Raw genomic sequence first — 17,034 nt, forward strand, 5'->3', positions numbered from 1 at the left:
TCAGGCTACCAGGTTGATGTCCAGCGGCATGGAAGCGACTGGCGGTCGCCCGCCGCCGAGCGGATCCAGCAACTGCGCCGATGCGCTGGTCAGCTGTGTCTGCAACGCTGCGAGGCGGGTCTGCGCATTCTCCATGTCGGCAATGCGCTCCTCCAGCTCCGTGGCAGCGCCGCTGATGCGGTCCACCGCTTCCAGGCGGCGCGTGTAACTGCGTTTACGTTCGCGCAATTGTGCATCGACCGGCGCAGTCAGTGATTTGCTCCACATTTCCACATCGTTCGATGCCGCTTCGAACACCGTGCGCAGACGCAGCGCCAGCGCCTTGATCAGGCGCTGCGAAAAATCGGCGCTGCTGAGCTTGAGAGCGCTGCTCAACCCCAGGTACTGGGTGTAGCTGCCCTCGATGCCGCGCAAGTCGTCCCTGAACTCGGACAGCACCAGCTGCGGCGGCGTTTGCAGGGAGAAGCCGAACTCCGCATTGAGCTCCTTGAACGAGGCACTCATCATGGTCTGGATTTCATCGGCCTGGACCTGCACCCTGGCAGCCACGGCATGCAGGCGTCCGAAGGTCTGCTCATAGACATTGCGCAGGCCCAGTTTGAGCCCGCGCTGATCCAGGGTCTCTTTGAGCTCCGACAGCTCGGCCTTCAACGTGGTCGAACTCAGCAGCTGGAAGAGATCCTTGAGCATGCGCATATGGATGTTGCGCATGGCCTGGATGCGGCTGGCGCTCTGGTCGAACTCCTTGTGTTCGGCCTCGATGCGGGACCGCATGCTGGCGATCACCGTCGCATTCTTGCCGCGCAGACCACAAAGCTCGGCCAACTGATCATCGAGATCGCCGCGGCGCATATTGATGACGCGCTCCACCTGCGATTGCAGCTGCTGCACATTGGTGCGCATGGCGGTCTGCAGCACTTTCTGGCGCTGCCCCATGATGCCGTTGGCCAGCAGGTCCTCGAAGGCGGGCAGGCCGCTGGCCTGAAGCAGGCTGTCGTTGTGTCCCACCTTGGCCACCAACCCCTTCTGGGCCGAGACGGGCAGCACGCGCTCCAGCGCCACCCCCAGCAACTGGGCCGAGTCCTGCTGCTGACGGCGCAGCTGAGCCTGCACCTGGGCACCGGAGCTCAGGCTGTCCCACAGCGTGTCCACCTTGTTGAGCACCACCAGACGCGACGCAGCCAGCGCTTCGTCTTCCCCAACCTTGCCTGCTCCTGCCGGCAGCACATGATCGCGCCAGATGGCCAGATCGGACTTGGTCACGCCGGTATCGGCCCCCAGTACAAAGACCACGGCATGCGCCTGGGGTATCAGATTGACCGTCAGCTCCGGTTCGGCTCCCACGGCATTCAGCCCGGGGGTGTCGAGAATCACCAGCCCCTGCTTGAGCAAAGGGTGAGGCATATTGATCAGGGCATGGCGCCACATGGGCACTTCGACCCAGCCATCGGCATCGACCATGGGGTTGTCGGCAGTCTCGTCGTCATGCCAGAAGCCCCAGGCCCTGGCCTGGTCGATGGAGACCTTGCGCACCTCGGCCACCTTGGCCAGGGTGTCTGCAATCTGCTGCGCATTGGCGGTATCCAGCGGGTGCTGCACCCAGGCATCGGCGCGCATGCGCCACTGGCCCAGGCTCTCCGGCGACTCTCTGGTATCGATGGGCAGCAGACGCAGGCAGGGCGGCAGCTCGGGCTCCCAGCCCAGCTCCGCCGGACACATGGTGGTGCGACCGGCACTGGCCGGCATCAGCCGGCGGCCGTAATGTGCGAAGAAGACGGCATTGATCAACTCGGACTTGCCACGCGAGAACTCGGCCACAAAGGCCACCATGACCTTGTCCGAGCGCATCTGCTCTTCCAGCCTCTGCAAGCGCTCCTGCACCGAGGCGTCCAGCAGATCCTGGGCAATCAACCATTCACGCAACTCCTGCAGCTGGGTGGCAAAGCCTCGTCGCCACGCACCATACTGACCGAACTGCTCGTTGAATGAAGCTGACACATCTACCCCTCTTGTTTGTCTGAGTCGGCAGGCCAGACAAGGCTGGCCGCCTGATCAATATATAGCATTGCCCCTTGACGGCATCTACGGCTCTTCCAGAGTCCGGCCTGATATTTATCACTGTGAAGTATCTGCGCTCGGCGGCACGGAACAGCGCCCGCCCCGCCACATTGACAACAGCCCCAAGGCATATCAGACCCAGCCTGGAATTGTGACGTCAAAACTGGTCGAAACGCATACTCAAACTAAGGTATTTGCTATCAAATTCAGAGAGTTTTCGCGACTTTCTGACAGCTGGCGCAGTAATAGGTACTGCGCTGCCCCTGGCGCATGAGCCGTATGGCTGCGCCGCAATGCGTGCAAGGCAGGCCATCGCGGCCATAGACCTGGGCCTGCAGCTGAAAATGCCCTTCCATGCCATTGGCAGCGGAAAAGTCGCGCAAGGTGGTGCCGCCTTTTTCCACCGCCAGGGCCAGCACGGCGCGAATGGCCTCATACAAAGCCCTGACCTTGCGCACGCCCACATCGCGCGCCGGGGTTGCCGGGTGAATACGCGATAGAAACAGCACCTCGGAGGCATAGATATTGCCTACACCCACAACCACGCTGCCGCTGAGTAGCAGCTGCTTGATGGGCGAACGGCTGGCGGCCAGCCCGGCCTTGAAGGCCGCCAGCGTGAACCCCTCGCTCAAGGGCTCCATGCCCAGATGGTCAAGCAGCTTGCGCGCCAGAGCATCGCTCTCGCCCGGAACATAGACCACGGCACCGAAGCGGCGCGGATCATGTAGGCGCAGCAATCCGCGCGATGTCTGCAGATCAAAGTGATCATGCGGCCCGCCATCGCCAAGCGGCGCCTCGTCGCGGCCCGCGAAGCGCAGACTGCCCGACATGCCCAGGTGCATGAGCAGCAGGCCTTCGCTCAGGTCCAGCAGCAGATACTTGCCGCGTCTGCGCACCCCCAGCACCACTCTGCCGGTAAGCGCCTGCGGCTGCAGACCCAGTGGCCAGCGCAGGGGCTTTCCCAAGGTGGCGGCTTCAATCTGCGCGCCCGCAATACGGTCTGCAAAAGAGCGGCGCGTGACCTCGACTTCGGGTAACTCAGGCATGCAATCTCTTCTTCGCCAAGTGTTCAACAAGCTTGGATTATTATGGGCCGATGGTTCATCCTCTACGTTTTCAGGGACTCGCCGTGGCTGCCGTTGTGGCCATGGGATCGGCAATCGCATCCGCCCAGCCTGCCGACCCGCCGCCCCAGCCGGACAAGATCGAGCAAAGCACCGATCTCGAACGGGCGGCAGAGCGTGAGAATGAGCAAGCGGCCCTGTCTGCCGAGCTGTTCTACGAGATTCTGGTGGGGGAAATGGCCGCCCAGGAAGGTGCCCTCACGGACGCCCAGGCCTTGATGATGGAAGCGGCGCGCACCAGCAACAACGAAAACCTCTATCGCCGCGCTACCGAACTGGCCGTCCAGTCCCGCTCAGGTGACCGCGCCCTGCGCAATGCCCGTGCCTGGCTGGAGGCCTACCCCGAGTCACGCGCCGCCAACCGCGCCGTACTGCGCATCCTGGTGGTGATGAACCGCATCGCAGACTCGGCCAGCTATCTGCGCCGCGAGGTCGAGTTGACCCCGCAAGCCAACCGCAGCGCCACCTTCCTGGCCATCACCCAGCTCTACAACAATGCCTCGGACAAGCCTCTGGCCGCCGATGTGGTCGAGCAGGCGCTGGAGATCGACCTCAAGGACCCGCAGAACGGCCCCATGGCCTGGGCGACCATAGGTCATATGCGCCTGATTGCCCGCCAGAAGCCTGCCGCACTGCAAGCCTTGCAGAACGGTGCCAAGCTGAGCCCGGAATCGGGCGCCATCGCCTTGCTGGCCATGGAATTGCTGGAATCGGGCTCCGCCGAAGTGGAGCCGCTGGTCAAGCGCTATCTGGAAAAGAATCATTCGCCGCAGCTGCGCCTGACCTATACCCGCGTGCTGCTGGGACAAAAGCGCAATGCCGATGCCAAGAACCAGCTGCAACTCATCACCCGCGAAGCGCCCGAATTCCCAGAAGCCTGGGCCATGCTCGCCAATCTGCAACTGCAGGACAACGAGCTGGATGCTGCCGATACATCCCTGACGCAGTTCAGCTCCCTGCTGCCCAAACTGCCTGAAGGCGTGGGCCGCTCTGCCGGCGAATCCCAGCTCTATCTGCTCAGGGCCGATCTGGCAGAAAAGCGCCAGCGCTACGACGAAGCCGACATCTATCTGCAACGCATCCCCGACTCCGCCAACCTGCTCAGCGTGCAGGCCCGCCGCGCCGATCTGCTGGCCCGCCAGGGCAAGGTGAAGGAAGCTCGCGCCCTGATCCAGGCCATTCCGGCCAACGGCCCCAACCAGAAGCGCCTCAAGCAGATTGCCGAGGTGCAGTTGCTGCGCGATGCCGGTCTGAACAAGGACGCCTACGCACTGCAGGCCCAGTTGCTGAGCCAGTTCCCCGATGATGTGGAACTGGCCTACGACACCGCCATGCTGGCGGAAAGAGCCGGCAATTTCAGCGAGATGGAGCGCCTGCTGCGCGACATCATCAAACGCGCCCCCGACTTCAAGCATGCATACAACGCACTAGGCTACTCCTATGCGGATCGCAATATCAAGCTGGAAGAAGCCCAGACCCTGATACAGACGGCTCTGGACATGGAACCCGGCGACCCGTTCATCACCGACAGCCTGGGCTGGGTGAATTTCCGCCGCGGCAATCTGAACGAAGCCGAAAAGCTGCTGGAGCAGGCCTATGCCAAGCGCCAGGATGCAGAGATTGCCGCCCACCTGGGCGAAGTCCTGTGGGCCCTGGGCAAGCAGGACCGCGCCCAGCTCGTATGGCGCCAGGGCCTGAAGGCGGACAGCAGCAATGACACACTGCTGGAAACGCTAAAACGCCTCAAAGTGACGCCATGAAGCGCAGCCCGACTTTCTTGAAGATGCTTCCGGCCCTCGGGCTGGCCCTGGGAGCGGTCATGCTCGGCGGCTGCGCCCAACCCGTGCGGCAGCTGCAGCTCGATGCAACGGCCAGCCACCACTGGTCCGGCCGCATGGCGCTGCAGGTTCAGGATGCTCAGCAACAATCCTTCAGCGCCGGCTTCGAGTTGCAAGGTCAGCCCGAAAGCGGCACCTTGCTGGTCTTCAATCCTCTGGGCTCCATCATGGCCCGGCTCCAATGGACACGTGCCGGAGCCACCTTGCAGCAGGGCGATCAGATCACCCAGTCCGACTCCCTGCCCGAACTCATCAGCCGGATGACCGGCAGCGAAATCCCCGTTGCAGCCCTGTTCGACTGGCTGCAAGGCAGAAACACTGCCGTCAGCGGCTGGCAAACCGATCTTTCCCGAATCAGCGAAGGCCGCCTGCGCGCCGACCGCACCAGCCCCCCCCCCGAGGCTTCCTTGCGCATTGTTCTCGACCAGGACGCCCGCTGACCCGCCAGCAGCCCGGCGCCATCGCCGCACCGTTTTTTGACTGACACATACACGCCATGCACTCGCTCTATGACGTGCCGGCCCCGGCCAAGCTCAACCTCTTTTTGCACATCACCGGCCGCAGGCCTGATGGCTATCACCTGCTGGAATCCGTCTTCATGCTCATCGACTGGCATGATGTGCTGCATTTCGAGCACACCGCCAGCAGCCAGATCAGCCGCGAGGACCTCAACGGCATCGCCCTGCCCGCCGATGATCTGATCACCCGCGCGGCCCACGCCCTACAGCAGGCCACAGGCTGCACCCAGGGCGTGCGCATAGGCATTGAAAAGCAGCTGCCGGCCCAGGCCGGCATGGGCGGCGGCTCGTCCGATGCAGCCAGCACGCTGATGGCGCTGAACCGTCTCTGGAATCTGAAGCTCTCGCGCCAGGAGCTGCAAAGCATTGGCCTGAAGCTCGGCGCCGACGTCCCCTTCTTTCTGTGCGGCCACTCGGCCTGGGTCAGCGGTATCGGCGAAGTCATCACCCCGCTGACAGATGGCGACGCCCTGCCTCAGCAACAGTTTCTGGTGGTCAAACCCGAACAGGGCCTGGAGACCGCAAGGATTTTTTCCAGCGAGTCACTGAAGCGCGATACAAAGCCTGCTAGAATCTTCGACTTCGCTGCGAATCACTTCGGTTTTGGCCGAAACGACTTGCAGCCCGTCGCCGAAGGTCTGCAGCCTGAAGTGAAGAAAGTCAGAGACTGGCTAGAATCACTGAAATTGCATGCTACAATGACGGGCTCTGGAAGTGCAGTATTTGCACCGATAGCGAAAAACATTGAGCAAAACATTGATCTGAGCAGTGCTCAAAGCACCTGGCAGATCAGGATTTGCAAAAATCTGGAAAAACACCCACTTCACAGCTGGATTCCAGATAACAAGTTATAAGGCTGTTTGTCTTCGACAAAAGGCCTGTGTAGGGGAGTCGCCAAGTTGGTTAAGGCACCGGATTTTGATTCCGGCATGCGAAGGTTCGAATCCTTCTTCCCCTGCCAAACATCTTCTTGCGTCATAGCAACCCACAGCACTGGGACGCACAATGCATTCACATCACTCTGATTTCATGGTCTTCACGGGCAATGCCAATCCAGGCATGGCCGAAGAGATTGTTAAGCACCTCGGCACCACTCTGGGTGCTGCCGACGTTGGCCGTTTCTCCGATGGGGAAGTCGCGGTCGAGATCAAGCAGAACGTTCGCGCCCGCGACGTTTTCGTGGTTCAGTCCACCTGCGCACCGACCAACGACAACCTGATGGAGTTGCTGGTCATGGTCGATGCCCTCAAGCGCGCATCGGCCGAGCGCATCTGCGCCGTGATCCCCTACTTCGGCTATGCCCGCCAAGATCGCCGCCCCCGCTCCAGCCGCGTGCCCATCACCGCCAAGGTGGTGGCCAACATGCTGCAGGCAGTTGGCGTCGAGCGCGTCCTGACCATGGACCTGCACGCCGACCAGATCCAGGGCTTCTTCGACATTCCCGTGGACAACATCTACGCCACCCCTGTGCTGCTGGGTGATCTGCGTCAGAAGAACTACGAAGACCTGATCGTCGTCTCCCCCGACGTTGGCGGTGTGGTGCGTGCTCGCGCCCTGGCCAAGGAACTGGGCTGCGATCTGGCCATCATCGACAAGCGTCGCCCCAAGGCGAACGTGTCCGAAGTCATGCACGTGATCGGCGATATCGACGGCCGCAACTGCGTGATCATGGACGACATGATCGACACCGCTGGCACGCTGGTGAAGGCTGCAGAAGTGCTCAAGCAGCGCGGCGCCAAGAACGTGTACGCCTACTGCTCGCACCCCATCTTCTCGGGCCCGGCCCTGGAACGCATCGGCAACGGCAGCGCTCTGGACGAAGTGGTTGTGACCAACACCATTCCTCTGAGCCCCGCAGCCCAGCAGTGCGGCAAGATTCGCCAGCTGTCCGTGGCCGGCCTGTTTGCCGAGACAATTCACCGCATTTCCACAGGTGATTCGGTGAGCAGTCTGTTTACCGCTTAAAATCTCTGGTTTTTCGGCCTCGAGCCCAAGCAAACCTCCTTCGGGAGGTTTGAGCGTTTCGAGGCCACCGCAAGAATCCACGGCCTTGCTGCAAGGTGCAGATTCTTTTATCAATCGGGCGAGACTGGTCGCGGTCCGCCCATCTAGGAGTTAGTTATGCAATTCGTCGCTACTGAGCGCGCCAAGCAAGGTACGGGTGCGAGCCGCCGTCTGCGTCTGTCGGGCAAGACCCCCGGTATCGTCTACGGTGCTGGTGAAGCCCAACTGATCGAAATCGATCACAACGCCCTGTGGCACGCTGTGCACAAGGAAGCTTTCCACTCCAGCATCCTGGACATGGAAATCAACGGTCAAGTGACCAAGGTCGTGCTGCGCGACGTGCAGTTCCACCCCTACAAGAAGCTGGTGCAACACATCGACTTCCAACGCGTGGACGGCAACACCAAGCTGCACATGAACGTGCCCCTGCACTTCGAAGGCGCTGCTGAATCCGCCGCCGTGAAGGTCGAGAACTGCACCGTGACTCCTCTGATGCACGAACTGCAAGTGATCTGCGAACCCGCAAACCTGCCCGAGTTCATCAAGGTGGACCTGAGCGCTCTGACTTCCAAGTCCGTGCTGGGCCTGCAAGCTCTGAAGCTGCCCAACGGCGTGAAGGCTGTGGTGCGTGGCGCCAACAAGAACCCTTCGCTGATCTCCATCAAGCTGCCCGAAGTGGCTCCTGCCGAAGGCGCCGCACCTGCTCCCGCAGCTGCCCCCGCCAAGAAGGGCAAGAAGTAATTCTTGTGTCTTCGGTACGGCGCCTGTCGCTGTACTCCAAGAAAAGGCCCACCTCGGTGGGCTTTTTCTTTGGGCCACGCAGAACCAGCGTGCCAGCCCAGCTTTGCTAGCAAGAAGATAATCCAGCAATGATCAAACTGTTTGTCGGCCTCGGCAATCCCGGCCCTGAATATGAAGACACCCGGCACAACGCCGGCTTCTGGTGGATTGATGCGCTGGCGCGCGAACTCAAGGTCAGTCTGGTTCCCGAACGTAGCTACTGGGGACTGATGGCCCGCACCAGCATCCACGGCCAGACCGTCTGGCTGCTGGAGCCGCAGACCTTCATGAATCTCTCGGGCAAGTCGGTGGGCGCACTGGCGCGCTTCTTCAAGATCCAGCCCGAGGAAATCCTGGTCGTGCATGACGAGCTGGACTTCGAGCCCGGCGTGGTCAAGCTCAAGCTCGGCGGCAGCCATGGCGGCCACAACGGTTTGCGCGATATCCATGCCCAGCTGGGCTCGCCCAATTACTGGCGTCTGCGCGTGGGCATAGGCCACCCCGGCCACAAGGGCGAGGTCGCCAGCTGGGTGCTCAAAAAGCCGGCCCCCGACCAGTTCAAGCTGATCGAAGACGCCATCGCACATTCGCTCAAGGCCTGGCCCGAGATGGTGGCAGGCCAGATGGACAAGGCCACTCTCGCCATCCACACCACCAAGGCGCCCCGCCCCAAGCCTGCCCGCAAACCGGCACCCGATACCGCCCCGCCTGCAGGTGGTGAAGCCTGAACCCGAAGCAGAATGAAAATAGCTCCTGAATCAGGAGCTATTTGCGCTTGATATACAAGGAATCCAGACCCTAAAAGCCTTAATTTTCTTTCTTGGCCTGCGTAAGCTGCTCATATTTTTTGAACAGCACTTCATGGCTTTCGATGTATTCGGGATTCACCGGTATGCAGGCCACAGGACAGATCTGCACGCACTGCGGCTCGTCAAAATGGCCTACGCACTCGGTGCACTTGTGCGGGTCGATTTCGTAGAACTCCTCGCCCATGTAGATGGCATCGTTAGGACACTCGGGCTCGCACACATCACAGTTGATGCATTCATCGGTAATCATCAATGCCATGTGCCAGCTCCTGTGCAGTTCTCGGTATCGGCCCACATTATCCCAAGCTCCCCAAGACATGGCTGCATCCGGGACAAAGCCTGCACCTCCAGGAAGCGGCACAATGGCCGCTATGCTGCGCAGCACGCATACGTCGCCTGCGCCCACTTCACGATGAAACAACGCCTCACGCCATGAGCATCTTCTTGCTCAAACGCCTGCTCACGCTGATTGCCACCTTGATCGGCGCCTCCATCGTGGTGTTTGCCGTGCTGGAAGTCCTGCCCGGCAATGCCGCCCAGATGCTCATGGGCCCCGATGCCGAGCCCGAGGCCGTGGTCGCCATGACCCAGCAACTGGGCCTGGACCAGCCCGCACTGACGCGCTACTGGCAGTGGATAGCCGGCCTGCTGCAGGGCGATATGGGCAACAGCTATGCCTATGGCTCCGCCGTGACCGAGCTGGTCTGGGAGCGCCTTGCGGTGACCGTGCCGCTGGCCGTCATGGCCATGTGCATCACCGCCGTGCTCGCCATTGCGGCAGGCGTGCTGGCCGCCGCCAACCACAAGCGCTGGGGCGATGTGGGCCTGATGGGCCTGGCCCAGATCGGCATTGCCATTCCCAATTTCTGGTTTGCGATTCTTCTGATCCTGCTGTTTTCGGTCAAGCTGCAATGGTTCTCGGCCGGCGGCTTTCCGGGCTGGAGCGAGGAAGCCGGCGGTGGCCTGCTGCCCGCGCTGCAGGCACTGCTGCTGCCCGCCGTGTCGCTGGCCGTGGTGCAGGCCGCCATCCTCGCGCGCATCACACGCTCTGCGGTGCTAGAAGTGCTGCGCGAGGACTTTGTGCGCACCGCCCGCGCCAAGGGACTGTCACGCGGCGCGGCGCTCTGGCGCCATGTGCTGCGCAACGCCATGATTCCCGTCGTCACCGTCATGGGCCTGCAGTTCGCCAATCTGCTGGCCGGCACCATCGTGGTGGAGAACGTGTTCTATCTGCCGGGCCTGGGCCGGCTGATCTTTCAATCCATCTCCAACCGCGACGTGATCGTGGTGCGCAACTGCGTGCTGCTGCTGGCGGCCATGGTGGTGGTGGTGAATTTTGTCGTCGATGTGCTCTATGCCGCCATCGACCCCCGTCTCAAAGCCAGCGACCTATGAGCAGGCAGACCGATACCCGCGTTCGCGTGCCCGACTACCCCACACGCGCCTTCTCGCGCACAAAGCCGCTCGGCCTTGGCCAGCGCGCCAGACAGCACCGCAGTTTTGTGCTCGGCGCCTTGCTCACGGCCTTGCTGATTGCCGCCGCACTGCTGTCTTTTGTCTGGACGCCGGGCTCGGCCTACGAGATGGACATGGACGCCGCCCTGCAGGCCAGCAGCAGCCGGCACTGGCTGGGCACCGACGCCTTCGGGCGCGACCTGGCCTCGCAGATTCTGGTCGGCGCGCGCGCCTCGATTGCGGTGGGCCTGATTGCCGTGGGCATAGGACTGGCGCTGGGCGTGCTGCTGGGTCTGGTTGCCGCCGCCCGCCGCGGCTGGGTCGAGGAAATCATCATGCGGCTGGCGGACTTCACCTTTGCCTTCCCTGCCCTGCTGTCCGCCATCATGCTCACGGCGGTCTACGGGCCGGGCATGGTCAATGCCATCATCGCCATCGGCATCTTCAACATCCCCACGTTTGCGCGCATCACCCGCGCCTCGGCCAATGCCGTCTGGTCGCGCGACTATGTGATGGCGGCACGGGCCTGCGGGCAAAGCCGCACGGCCATCACCTTGCGCCATGTGCTGCCCAACATCGCCTCGGTGCTGGTTGTACAGGCCACCATTCAGTTCGCACTGGCCATTCTGGCCGAGGCTGCCCTGTCCTATCTGGGCCTGGGCACGCAGCCGCCCGAGCCCTCCTGGGGGCGCATGCTCAGCGAAGCCCAGACCCTGATGTTCCAGGCACCGCTGCTGGCCGTCTGGCCCGGCGTGGCGATAGCGCTGTCGGTGCTGGGCCTGAACCTGCTGGGCGACGGTCTGCGCGACCTGCTGGACCCCCGACTGACACGCGAGCGCTGAATCAACATGGCTTTGCTTGAAGTCTCCAACCTCACCATCAATCTGCAAACTCATCGTGGCCGAGCCCAGGCCGTGCGCGATGTGAGCTTCACGCTGGAGCGCGGTGCCACGCTGGGCCTGATCGGCGAATCGGGCTGCGGCAAATCGCTGACGGCACTGGCGCTGCTGGGCCTGCTGCCCGAACATGCCCAGGTGGACGGCAGCATCCAGCTGGACGGCCAGGAGCTGCTGGGCCTGAGCGAGCGCCGGCTCTGCGCGCTGCGCGGCAACCGCATGGCCATGGTGTTTCAGGAACCCATGAGCGCCCTCAACCCCGTGCACGGCATCGGCCGCCAGGTGGCAGAGCCGCTGCGCCTGCATCTGGGAATGAGCCGCGCCCAGGCCCGCGCCCGCGCCACCGAGCTGCTGGAGCGAGTGGGCATTGCACAGGCTGCACAGCGCCTGGACGACTACCCGCACCAGTTCTCCGGCGGCCAGCGCCAGCGCATCATGATTGCCATGGCCCTGGCCTGCGGACCCGATCTGCTGATGGCCGACGAGCCCACCACCGCCCTGGATGTGACGGTGCAGCAGCGCATTCTGGATCTGCTGCAGGAGCTGGTGGCCGAGCACTCCATGGCGCTGGTGCTCATCAGCCATGACCTGGGCGTAATTGCCCAGAATGTGGAGCAGTTGCTGGTCATGTATGGCGGCACCGTGGTCGAGTCCGGCATGACGGAGGCCGTGTTCGCCAGGCGCGCCCACCCTTATACGCGCGGCCTGTTCGCCGCCCGGCCGCAGCTCCAGGCCGCGTCAGCTGCGGGCCATCTGCCCACCATCGCAGGCGCCGTGCCGGAGCTCGTGGACCTGCCCGCAGGCTGCCCGTTTGCAGGCCGCTGCCCCCACACCCGGGACGACTGCTATGTGCAGCCGCCCCCGGCCCGCACCCTGCACCAGCCCAGCATGGCGGCACCGGCCTCTCTGGCCTTCTGGCGCCAGCCCCATGTGGCACGCTGCCTGTATGAGCAGGTGCTGACGCAAGGAGCCAAGGCATGAACGGGCCAGCCGCTACCGGCGCGACAGTAGCCGCCAGCGAAATGCTGCTGAAGGCCAGCGGCCTGAAACGAGCCTATTCACGCGCCCGCACATCGCTGTGGCACAGGCCCGAGCCGCTGCAGGCGCTGCGCGGCGTGAGCTTTGAACTGCCCGCAGGACAGAGCCTGGGCGTGGTCGGCGAATCGGGCTCGGGCAAATCCACGCTGGCGCGCCTGGTCATGGCGCTGGATCGCCCCAGCGAGGGCACGGTGGAACTGCTGGGCCGAAATCTGCATCAGCTTGGCGAACAGGAGCTGCGCGCGGCGCGGCGCGACTTCCAGATGGTGTTTCAGGACCCCTATGGGTCGCTGGACCCGCGCATGACGGTAGAGCGCATCGTCAGCGAACCGCTGGCAACCCTGAACGAGAAACCCGGCCACGAGGCACGGCGTCTTCAGATACTGGAGGTGCTTGAACAGGTGGGTCTGCGCGCGCAGGATGCCGACAAATATCCGCACGAGTTCTCCGGCGGCCAGCGTCAGCGCATCGCGATTGCTCGCGCACTGATTACCCGACCCCGCCTGATCGTGGCCGACGAGCCGGTCAGTGCGCTCGATGTCTCCGTGCAGGCCCAGGTGCTCAATCTCATGCAGGACTTGCAGCGCGAACTGGGCCTGTCCTATCTGTTCATCAGCCACGATCTGGCCGTGGTCCAGCATGTCTGCGATCAGGTTCTGGTGCTCCATCAGGGCCTGGTGGTGGAGCGCGGTACGCCGCGCCAGCTGTTCTCAGCGCCCGAACACCCGTATACCCAGGCCTTGGTTAAGGCCGCACCGCGAGTCATCTGAACCGAGCCGGCAAACAGTTGTTCACACTCGCAGCAGCGATATGCCTGCGCCCGCCGCAAAGACCGCTCCGACTGGTGTAAAAACGCGTAGGAATCAAGTCCGCTCCCCGCGATGACTTGCAGCGCTTTTGATGGCCCCATGCGGCCAGCCCCCTCGGAGACTTTGTTGATGCTCAATCGCCGCTCCTTGCTGGCCAGCTCGGCTGCCAGCTTGCCCTTGTTCGCCACCTGGCCAGCTCTCGCCCAGGCCAGGAAAGACAGCGTCACGCTGGCCATGACCCTGGAGCCACCAGGACTCGACCCCACGGCAGGAGCCGCCTCTTCGATTGCCGAAGTCGTGCTCTACAACGTGTTCGAAACCCTGACCAAAATCAATGCCGACGGCAGCGTCTCGCCACTGCTGGCCGAGAGCTGGGAGGTTTCCTCCGACCTCAAGACCTATACCTTCCGCCTGCGCAAGGACGTGAAGTTCCAGAACGGCGAGCCCTTCAACGCCGCAGCCGTCAAGTTCTCGTTTGACCGTGCGGCGGCCGACAGGAGCACCAACAAGGACAAGCGCACCTTTGCCAATCTGAGCACCAAGGTCGTCGACGAGCACACGGTGGTGCTGAGCAATCAGGAGATAGACCCCGACTTTCTGTTCATGATGGGACAGGCCACGTCCATCATCGTCGAGCCCAAGAGCGCCGCCACCAATGCCGCCAAGCCCGTGGGCACCGGCCCCTACCAGCTGTCGGCCTGGGCCAGGGGCGCATCGGTCACGCTGAGCGCCTGGCCCGGCTACCGCTCGGCCCCGGGCATTCGCATCAAGCGCGCCGTGTTCCGCTTCATTCCCGACCCCGCGGCACAGGTTGCAGCCCTGCTGGCCGGCGATGTCGATGCCTTCCCGCGCGTCTCACCGCGCAGCGTGCCTCAGTTCAAGGCCAATGCCCGCTTTCAGGTGGTGGTGAGCAACTCGCGCGCCAAGACCATTCTGGCCATCAACAATGCACGCAAGCCCTTGAACGACATCCGCGTGCGCCGCGCCATTGCCGCCGCCATCGACCGCAAGGCCGTGATTGCCGGCGCCGCCGACGGCTATGGCGTGCCCATCGGCAGCTACTATGTGCCCACGGCCTTTGGCTATGTGGACACCACGGGCGTGAACCCCTTCGATCTGGAAAAAGCCAAGGCACTGATGGCCGAAACCGGCATCAAGACGCCGCTGACGCTGACCATGACGCTGCCGCCCGCGCCCTATGCGCGTCAGGGCGGCGAGCTGATTGCGGCCCAGCTGGCCAAGATCGGCATCCAGCTCAAGCTGCAGAACGTGGAGTGGGCGCAATGGCTGTCTGGCACCTACACCAACAAGAACTACGACCTGACCATCATTTCGCATGTCGAGCCGTTTGATCTGGGCAACTTCGCCAAGCCCGACTACTACTGGGGCTACCAGTCCAAGGAGTTCAACGAGCTGTTCGACAAGATCAAGAGCACACCGCGCCCTGCCGATCGCGCACGCCTGCTTGGCGATGCCCAGCGCCTGCTGGCCCACGACTCGGTGCATGGTTTTCTCTACACACCACAATGGGTGACCGTGGCGAACAAGAAGCTGCGCGGACTATGGAAGGACATGCCGGTGTTCGTGAACGATCTCTCGGCGCTGTCCTGGGGCTAGCACCGGCCTGCCCGGAGTAGCCCAGGTTCAGAACGACCACTGCTGCAGCAGCAGGGCGCGCACCTGCCCCAGCAGTTCCGGCTCCTCGCCTTTCGCCGGCAGCAAACCAAACCAGACCCGGGGCAGACCGGGCAGGTTCAGCCCCGCCGGAGTCTGCACCACGCCTTCTCCTAGCGCCGAGGCATTGATGCAGGCCACCCCCAGACCTGCAGCGATGGCCGATTGCAGGCCTGCAACGCCCGAGGCCTGGTGCGCGATCTCATACGCAATGGCCCGCTTTTCCAACTCCCTGATTGCCAGCTGATGCAAGGCGCAACTCTGCGGCAGCACCAGCAGCGGCAGCGGCCCTGCCTGCTGCCAGCCCGGTGCGCTGGCCCATACCAGCGCCTCGCTGCAGCCCATGGCCTGCAGCTGCGTCTGTGCGCTGTCCAGCGACATCACCAGGCCGAGATCGCTGCGGCCTGAAGACACGGCTGCGTGCACCTCGACGCTGCGCAACACGCTCACCTCCATGCGCACGCCAGGATGGATATGCGCCAGCTGCTTCAGCATCCGGGCCAGCAGGCCGGGCTTGAAGTAGTCCGTCACCGCCAGGCGGATCCGCCCGCGCAGGGACTCACCACGCAAGTCCAGGAGCGCCTCGTCGGCCATGGCCGTGATGCGGCGGGCATGATCGAGCAACTGCAGACCGCTGGCCGTCGGCGTCACACCGGCCTTGCCGCGCAGCAGCAGCTGCTGACCCACACAGTCCTCCAGCTTCTTGATCTGCTCGCTGACCGCAGACTGAGAGAGAAACAATCGGGGTGCGGCCGCCGTCAGGCTGCCGGCCTCGCTCACCGCAATCAGGGTTCTCAACTGGGAAATTTCGAGAGAGGCCATGTTTTATCCATCGGAAAAACCGCAGGTATCAATCATATCTTTCCGTTTTTCAAATGGATAGAGAGTCCACAGAATGAGGCTGTCTTCACCAACCCATTCAAGGACAATGCCATGCCACATATCGACATCCAGCTATCGGGACAAGCCGATGCCCAGCTCAGCCGCGAAGTCAGCTCGCAGATTGCGCGCCTGACCCGGGACATCCTGCACAAGCAGCCCGAGCTCATCGCCATTTCCATTCGGTATGTGCCTGCCGATGCATGGTGGATCGACGGCCGGACCCTGGCCGAAACCGGCCATAGCTCGTTCTACCTGAGCATCAGCATCACCGACGAAACCAATACCAAGGCGGAAAAAGCGCTCTATCTGGAGGCTGTTCACCAGACCATGGCGGGCTTGCTACCCAGGCTGCACGAGGTCTCCTATGTGCATCTGATCGATGCACGTGCCGCAGCCTATGGATACGGCGGAAAAACACAGGAGTTTCGCCACCAGCATCGCTAGGCCCTGTCCCTCCCTACCTCTGCACCATCACCAGGCGCAGCGCCAGCGCGCCGAAGACGGTGGCGGCAATGCGGTTGAGCCAGCGCTGAGCGCGGGCGGAGCGCTGCAGCAGCTGACCGAACAGACCCGAAAAGCAGGCGATGGAGCCGAACACCAGCCAGGCCGCCAGCATGAACACGCAGCCAAGCACCATGACCTGAAGCGCGACGCTGCCGCGTGCCGGGTCGGTGAACTGGGGCAGGAAGGCCAGAAAGAAGATCAGCACCTTGGGATTGGTGAGGTTCATGACCACACCGCGGCCCATCCAGCGCAAAGCGACTCTCAGGCTCAACACATCGCGCTCGGTCTGCGCCCTGGCAGTTTCCTCGACATGCACAGGCGCACGCCAGGCTCCCCAGGCCAGATAGGCCAGATAGGCAGCGCCGCAGAGCTTGAGCACCGTGAACAGCATGGGCGATGCGGCCACCACGGCCGCCAGGCCCAGCGCCACCGCCGCCGTGTGCCCGACAATGCCCAGACACAGACCCGCCACCACGCACAGCCCCACGCGCCAGCCGCGCTGGGCCGATTGCACCAGCACAAACAGATTGTCGGGGCCGGGGCTCAGGCCCAGCAGCAGGGCCACGCCAAAGAATGTGATCAGAACTTCCCAGGTCGGCATTGTCAGCTCTCTTCAAAAACAGCGGCCTGCGATCCATAGTCAAA

The 17,034-nt window shown here is 63.0% G+C and carries 17 protein-coding genes and 1 tRNA gene; 13 read left to right on the plus strand and 5 right to left on the minus strand.

The features are described 5' to 3' along the window. Together F3J24_RS11620 and mutM are read right to left on the minus strand one after the other, a co-directional pair. Complete coding sequence (locus F3J24_RS11620) at positions 1-1,998, minus strand: dynamin family protein (protein WP_167006155.1); 1,998 nt, start codon at positions 1,996-1,998, stop codon at positions 1-3. A 266-nt stretch (positions 1,999-2,264) separates the two neighbouring features. Next, positions 2,265-3,104, minus strand: coding sequence for a bifunctional DNA-formamidopyrimidine glycosylase/DNA-(apurinic or apyrimidinic site) lyase (gene mutM, locus F3J24_RS11625; RefSeq protein ID WP_167006158.1), 840 nt, complete (start codon positions 3,102-3,104; stop codon positions 2,265-2,267). A 50-nt stretch (positions 3,105-3,154) separates the two neighbouring features. Here mutM and F3J24_RS11630 point away from each other — a divergent pair, with 50 nt between their 5' ends. From F3J24_RS11630 to pth, 7 genes are all read left to right on the plus strand, one after another. After that, a complete protein-coding gene (locus tag F3J24_RS11630) occupies positions 3,155-4,942 on the plus strand; it encodes a tetratricopeptide repeat protein (RefSeq protein ID WP_167006161.1) in 1,788 nt (595 codons plus the stop codon). After that, positions 4,939-5,460, plus strand: coding sequence for a lipoprotein insertase outer membrane protein LolB (locus F3J24_RS11635; RefSeq protein ID WP_167006164.1), 522 nt, complete (start codon positions 4,939-4,941; stop codon positions 5,458-5,460). The genes F3J24_RS11630 and F3J24_RS11635 overlap by 4 nt, the downstream gene beginning before the upstream one ends. A gap of 56 nt (positions 5,461-5,516) precedes the next feature. After that, entirely contained in the window at positions 5,517-6,392 is an 876-nt protein-coding gene (ispE, locus tag F3J24_RS11640) for a 4-(cytidine 5'-diphospho)-2-C-methyl-D-erythritol kinase (protein WP_167006167.1), read from the plus strand. Between the two features lie 30 nt (positions 6,393-6,422). Further along, a tRNA-Gln gene (locus F3J24_RS11645) sits at positions 6,423-6,499 on the plus strand. 44 nt (positions 6,500-6,543) lie between these two features. Beyond that, positions 6,544-7,503, plus strand: coding sequence for a ribose-phosphate pyrophosphokinase (locus F3J24_RS11650; RefSeq protein ID WP_003058452.1), 960 nt, complete (start codon positions 6,544-6,546; stop codon positions 7,501-7,503). A 156-nt stretch (positions 7,504-7,659) separates the two neighbouring features. After that, entirely contained in the window at positions 7,660-8,283 is a 624-nt protein-coding gene (locus F3J24_RS11655; RefSeq protein WP_167006170.1) for a 50S ribosomal protein L25/general stress protein Ctc, read from the plus strand. A 128-nt stretch (positions 8,284-8,411) separates the two neighbouring features. Continuing rightward, on the plus strand, positions 8,412-9,050 hold the full coding sequence (gene pth / locus F3J24_RS11660; RefSeq protein ID WP_167006172.1) for an aminoacyl-tRNA hydrolase: 639 nt from the start codon (positions 8,412-8,414) through the stop codon (positions 9,048-9,050). A 79-nt stretch (positions 9,051-9,129) separates the two neighbouring features. On the opposite strand, the gene F3J24_RS11665 is transcribed toward pth, so the two are convergent. Continuing rightward, positions 9,130-9,390 carry a YfhL family 4Fe-4S dicluster ferredoxin gene (locus tag F3J24_RS11665; RefSeq protein ID WP_167006175.1) on the minus strand — a complete coding sequence of 87 codons (261 nt, stop codon included), beginning with the start codon at positions 9,388-9,390 and terminating at the stop codon, positions 9,130-9,132. A gap of 173 nt (positions 9,391-9,563) precedes the next feature. Here F3J24_RS11665 and F3J24_RS11670 point away from each other — a divergent pair, with 173 nt between their 5' ends. From F3J24_RS11670 to F3J24_RS11690, 5 genes are all read left to right on the plus strand, one after another. Beyond that, positions 9,564-10,526 (plus strand): ABC transporter permease, encoded by a 963-nt coding sequence (locus F3J24_RS11670; RefSeq protein WP_167006177.1) that lies wholly within the window; start codon positions 9,564-9,566, stop codon positions 10,524-10,526. Next, positions 10,523-11,428 (plus strand): ABC transporter permease, encoded by a 906-nt coding sequence (locus F3J24_RS11675; protein WP_167006180.1) that lies wholly within the window; start codon positions 10,523-10,525, stop codon positions 11,426-11,428. Before F3J24_RS11670 ends, F3J24_RS11675 begins: the two co-directional genes overlap by 4 nt. Positions 11,429-11,434: 6 nt before the next feature. Beyond that, entirely contained in the window at positions 11,435-12,463 is a 1,029-nt protein-coding gene (locus F3J24_RS11680) for an ABC transporter ATP-binding protein (protein ID WP_167006183.1), read from the plus strand. Further along, complete coding sequence (locus F3J24_RS11685) at positions 12,460-13,290, plus strand: ATP-binding cassette domain-containing protein (RefSeq protein WP_167006186.1); 831 nt, start codon at positions 12,460-12,462, stop codon at positions 13,288-13,290. Before F3J24_RS11680 ends, F3J24_RS11685 begins: the two co-directional genes overlap by 4 nt. A gap of 168 nt (positions 13,291-13,458) precedes the next feature. Then, positions 13,459-14,946 carry an ABC transporter substrate-binding protein gene (locus F3J24_RS11690; RefSeq protein ID WP_167006189.1) on the plus strand — a complete coding sequence of 496 codons (1,488 nt, stop codon included), beginning with the start codon at positions 13,459-13,461 and terminating at the stop codon, positions 14,944-14,946. A gap of 27 nt (positions 14,947-14,973) precedes the next feature. On the opposite strand, the gene F3J24_RS11695 is transcribed toward F3J24_RS11690, so the two are convergent. After that, on the minus strand, positions 14,974-15,825 hold the full coding sequence (locus F3J24_RS11695; protein ID WP_167006192.1) for a LysR family transcriptional regulator: 852 nt from the start codon (positions 15,823-15,825) through the stop codon (positions 14,974-14,976). Positions 15,826-15,936: 111 nt separating this feature from the next. On the opposite strand from F3J24_RS11695, the gene F3J24_RS11700 reads away from it, so the two are divergent. Further along, positions 15,937-16,329, plus strand: a complete 393-nt coding sequence (locus F3J24_RS11700) for a tautomerase family protein (RefSeq protein WP_167006195.1) — start codon at positions 15,937-15,939, stop codon at positions 16,327-16,329. A 13-nt stretch (positions 16,330-16,342) separates the two neighbouring features. Here the strand turns inward: F3J24_RS11700 and F3J24_RS11705 are convergent, their stop codons facing one another. Further along, a complete protein-coding gene (locus tag F3J24_RS11705; RefSeq protein WP_167006198.1) occupies positions 16,343-16,990 on the minus strand; it encodes a LysE family translocator in 648 nt (215 codons plus the stop codon). Positions 16,991-17,034: the final 44 nt, after the last annotated feature.

The organism is Comamonas sp. Tr-654, from assembly GCF_011752915.1.
Classification (GTDB): Bacteria; Pseudomonadota; Gammaproteobacteria; order Burkholderiales; family Burkholderiaceae_C; genus Comamonas.

Bases quoted from the DNA above. Each gene is read 5' to 3' on its own strand.
- mutM (WP_167006158.1), bottom strand. From the start codon at position 3,104: ATGCCTGAGTTACCCGAAGTCGAGGTCACGCGCCGCTCTTTTGCAGAC.
- F3J24_RS11630 (WP_167006161.1), top strand. From the start codon at position 3,155: ATGGTTCATCCTCTACGTTTTCAGGGACTCGCCGTGGCTGCCGTTGTG.
- F3J24_RS11635 (WP_167006164.1), top strand. From the start codon at position 4,939: ATGAAGCGCAGCCCGACTTTCTTGAAGATGCTTCCGGCCCTCGGGCTG.
- ispE (WP_167006167.1), top strand. From the start codon at position 5,517: ATGCACTCGCTCTATGACGTGCCGGCCCCGGCCAAGCTCAACCTCTTT.
- F3J24_RS11650 (WP_003058452.1), top strand. From the start codon at position 6,544: ATGCATTCACATCACTCTGATTTCATGGTCTTCACGGGCAATGCCAAT.
- F3J24_RS11655 (WP_167006170.1), top strand. From the start codon at position 7,660: ATGCAATTCGTCGCTACTGAGCGCGCCAAGCAAGGTACGGGTGCGAGC.
- pth (WP_167006172.1), top strand. From the start codon at position 8,412: ATGATCAAACTGTTTGTCGGCCTCGGCAATCCCGGCCCTGAATATGAA.
- F3J24_RS11665 (WP_167006175.1), bottom strand. From the start codon at position 9,390: ATGGCATTGATGATTACCGATGAATGCATCAACTGTGATGTGTGCGAG.
- F3J24_RS11670 (WP_167006177.1), top strand. From the start codon at position 9,564: ATGAGCATCTTCTTGCTCAAACGCCTGCTCACGCTGATTGCCACCTTG.
- F3J24_RS11675 (WP_167006180.1), top strand. From the start codon at position 10,523: ATGAGCAGGCAGACCGATACCCGCGTTCGCGTGCCCGACTACCCCACA.
- F3J24_RS11680 (WP_167006183.1), top strand. From the start codon at position 11,435: ATGGCTTTGCTTGAAGTCTCCAACCTCACCATCAATCTGCAAACTCAT.
- F3J24_RS11685 (WP_167006186.1), top strand. From the start codon at position 12,460: ATGAACGGGCCAGCCGCTACCGGCGCGACAGTAGCCGCCAGCGAAATG.
- F3J24_RS11690 (WP_167006189.1), top strand. From the start codon at position 13,459: ATGCTCAATCGCCGCTCCTTGCTGGCCAGCTCGGCTGCCAGCTTGCCC.
- F3J24_RS11695 (WP_167006192.1), bottom strand. From the start codon at position 15,825: ATGGCCTCTCTCGAAATTTCCCAGTTGAGAACCCTGATTGCGGTGAGC.
- F3J24_RS11700 (WP_167006195.1), top strand. From the start codon at position 15,937: ATGCCACATATCGACATCCAGCTATCGGGACAAGCCGATGCCCAGCTC.
- F3J24_RS11705 (WP_167006198.1), bottom strand. From the start codon at position 16,990: ATGCCGACCTGGGAAGTTCTGATCACATTCTTTGGCGTGGCCCTGCTG.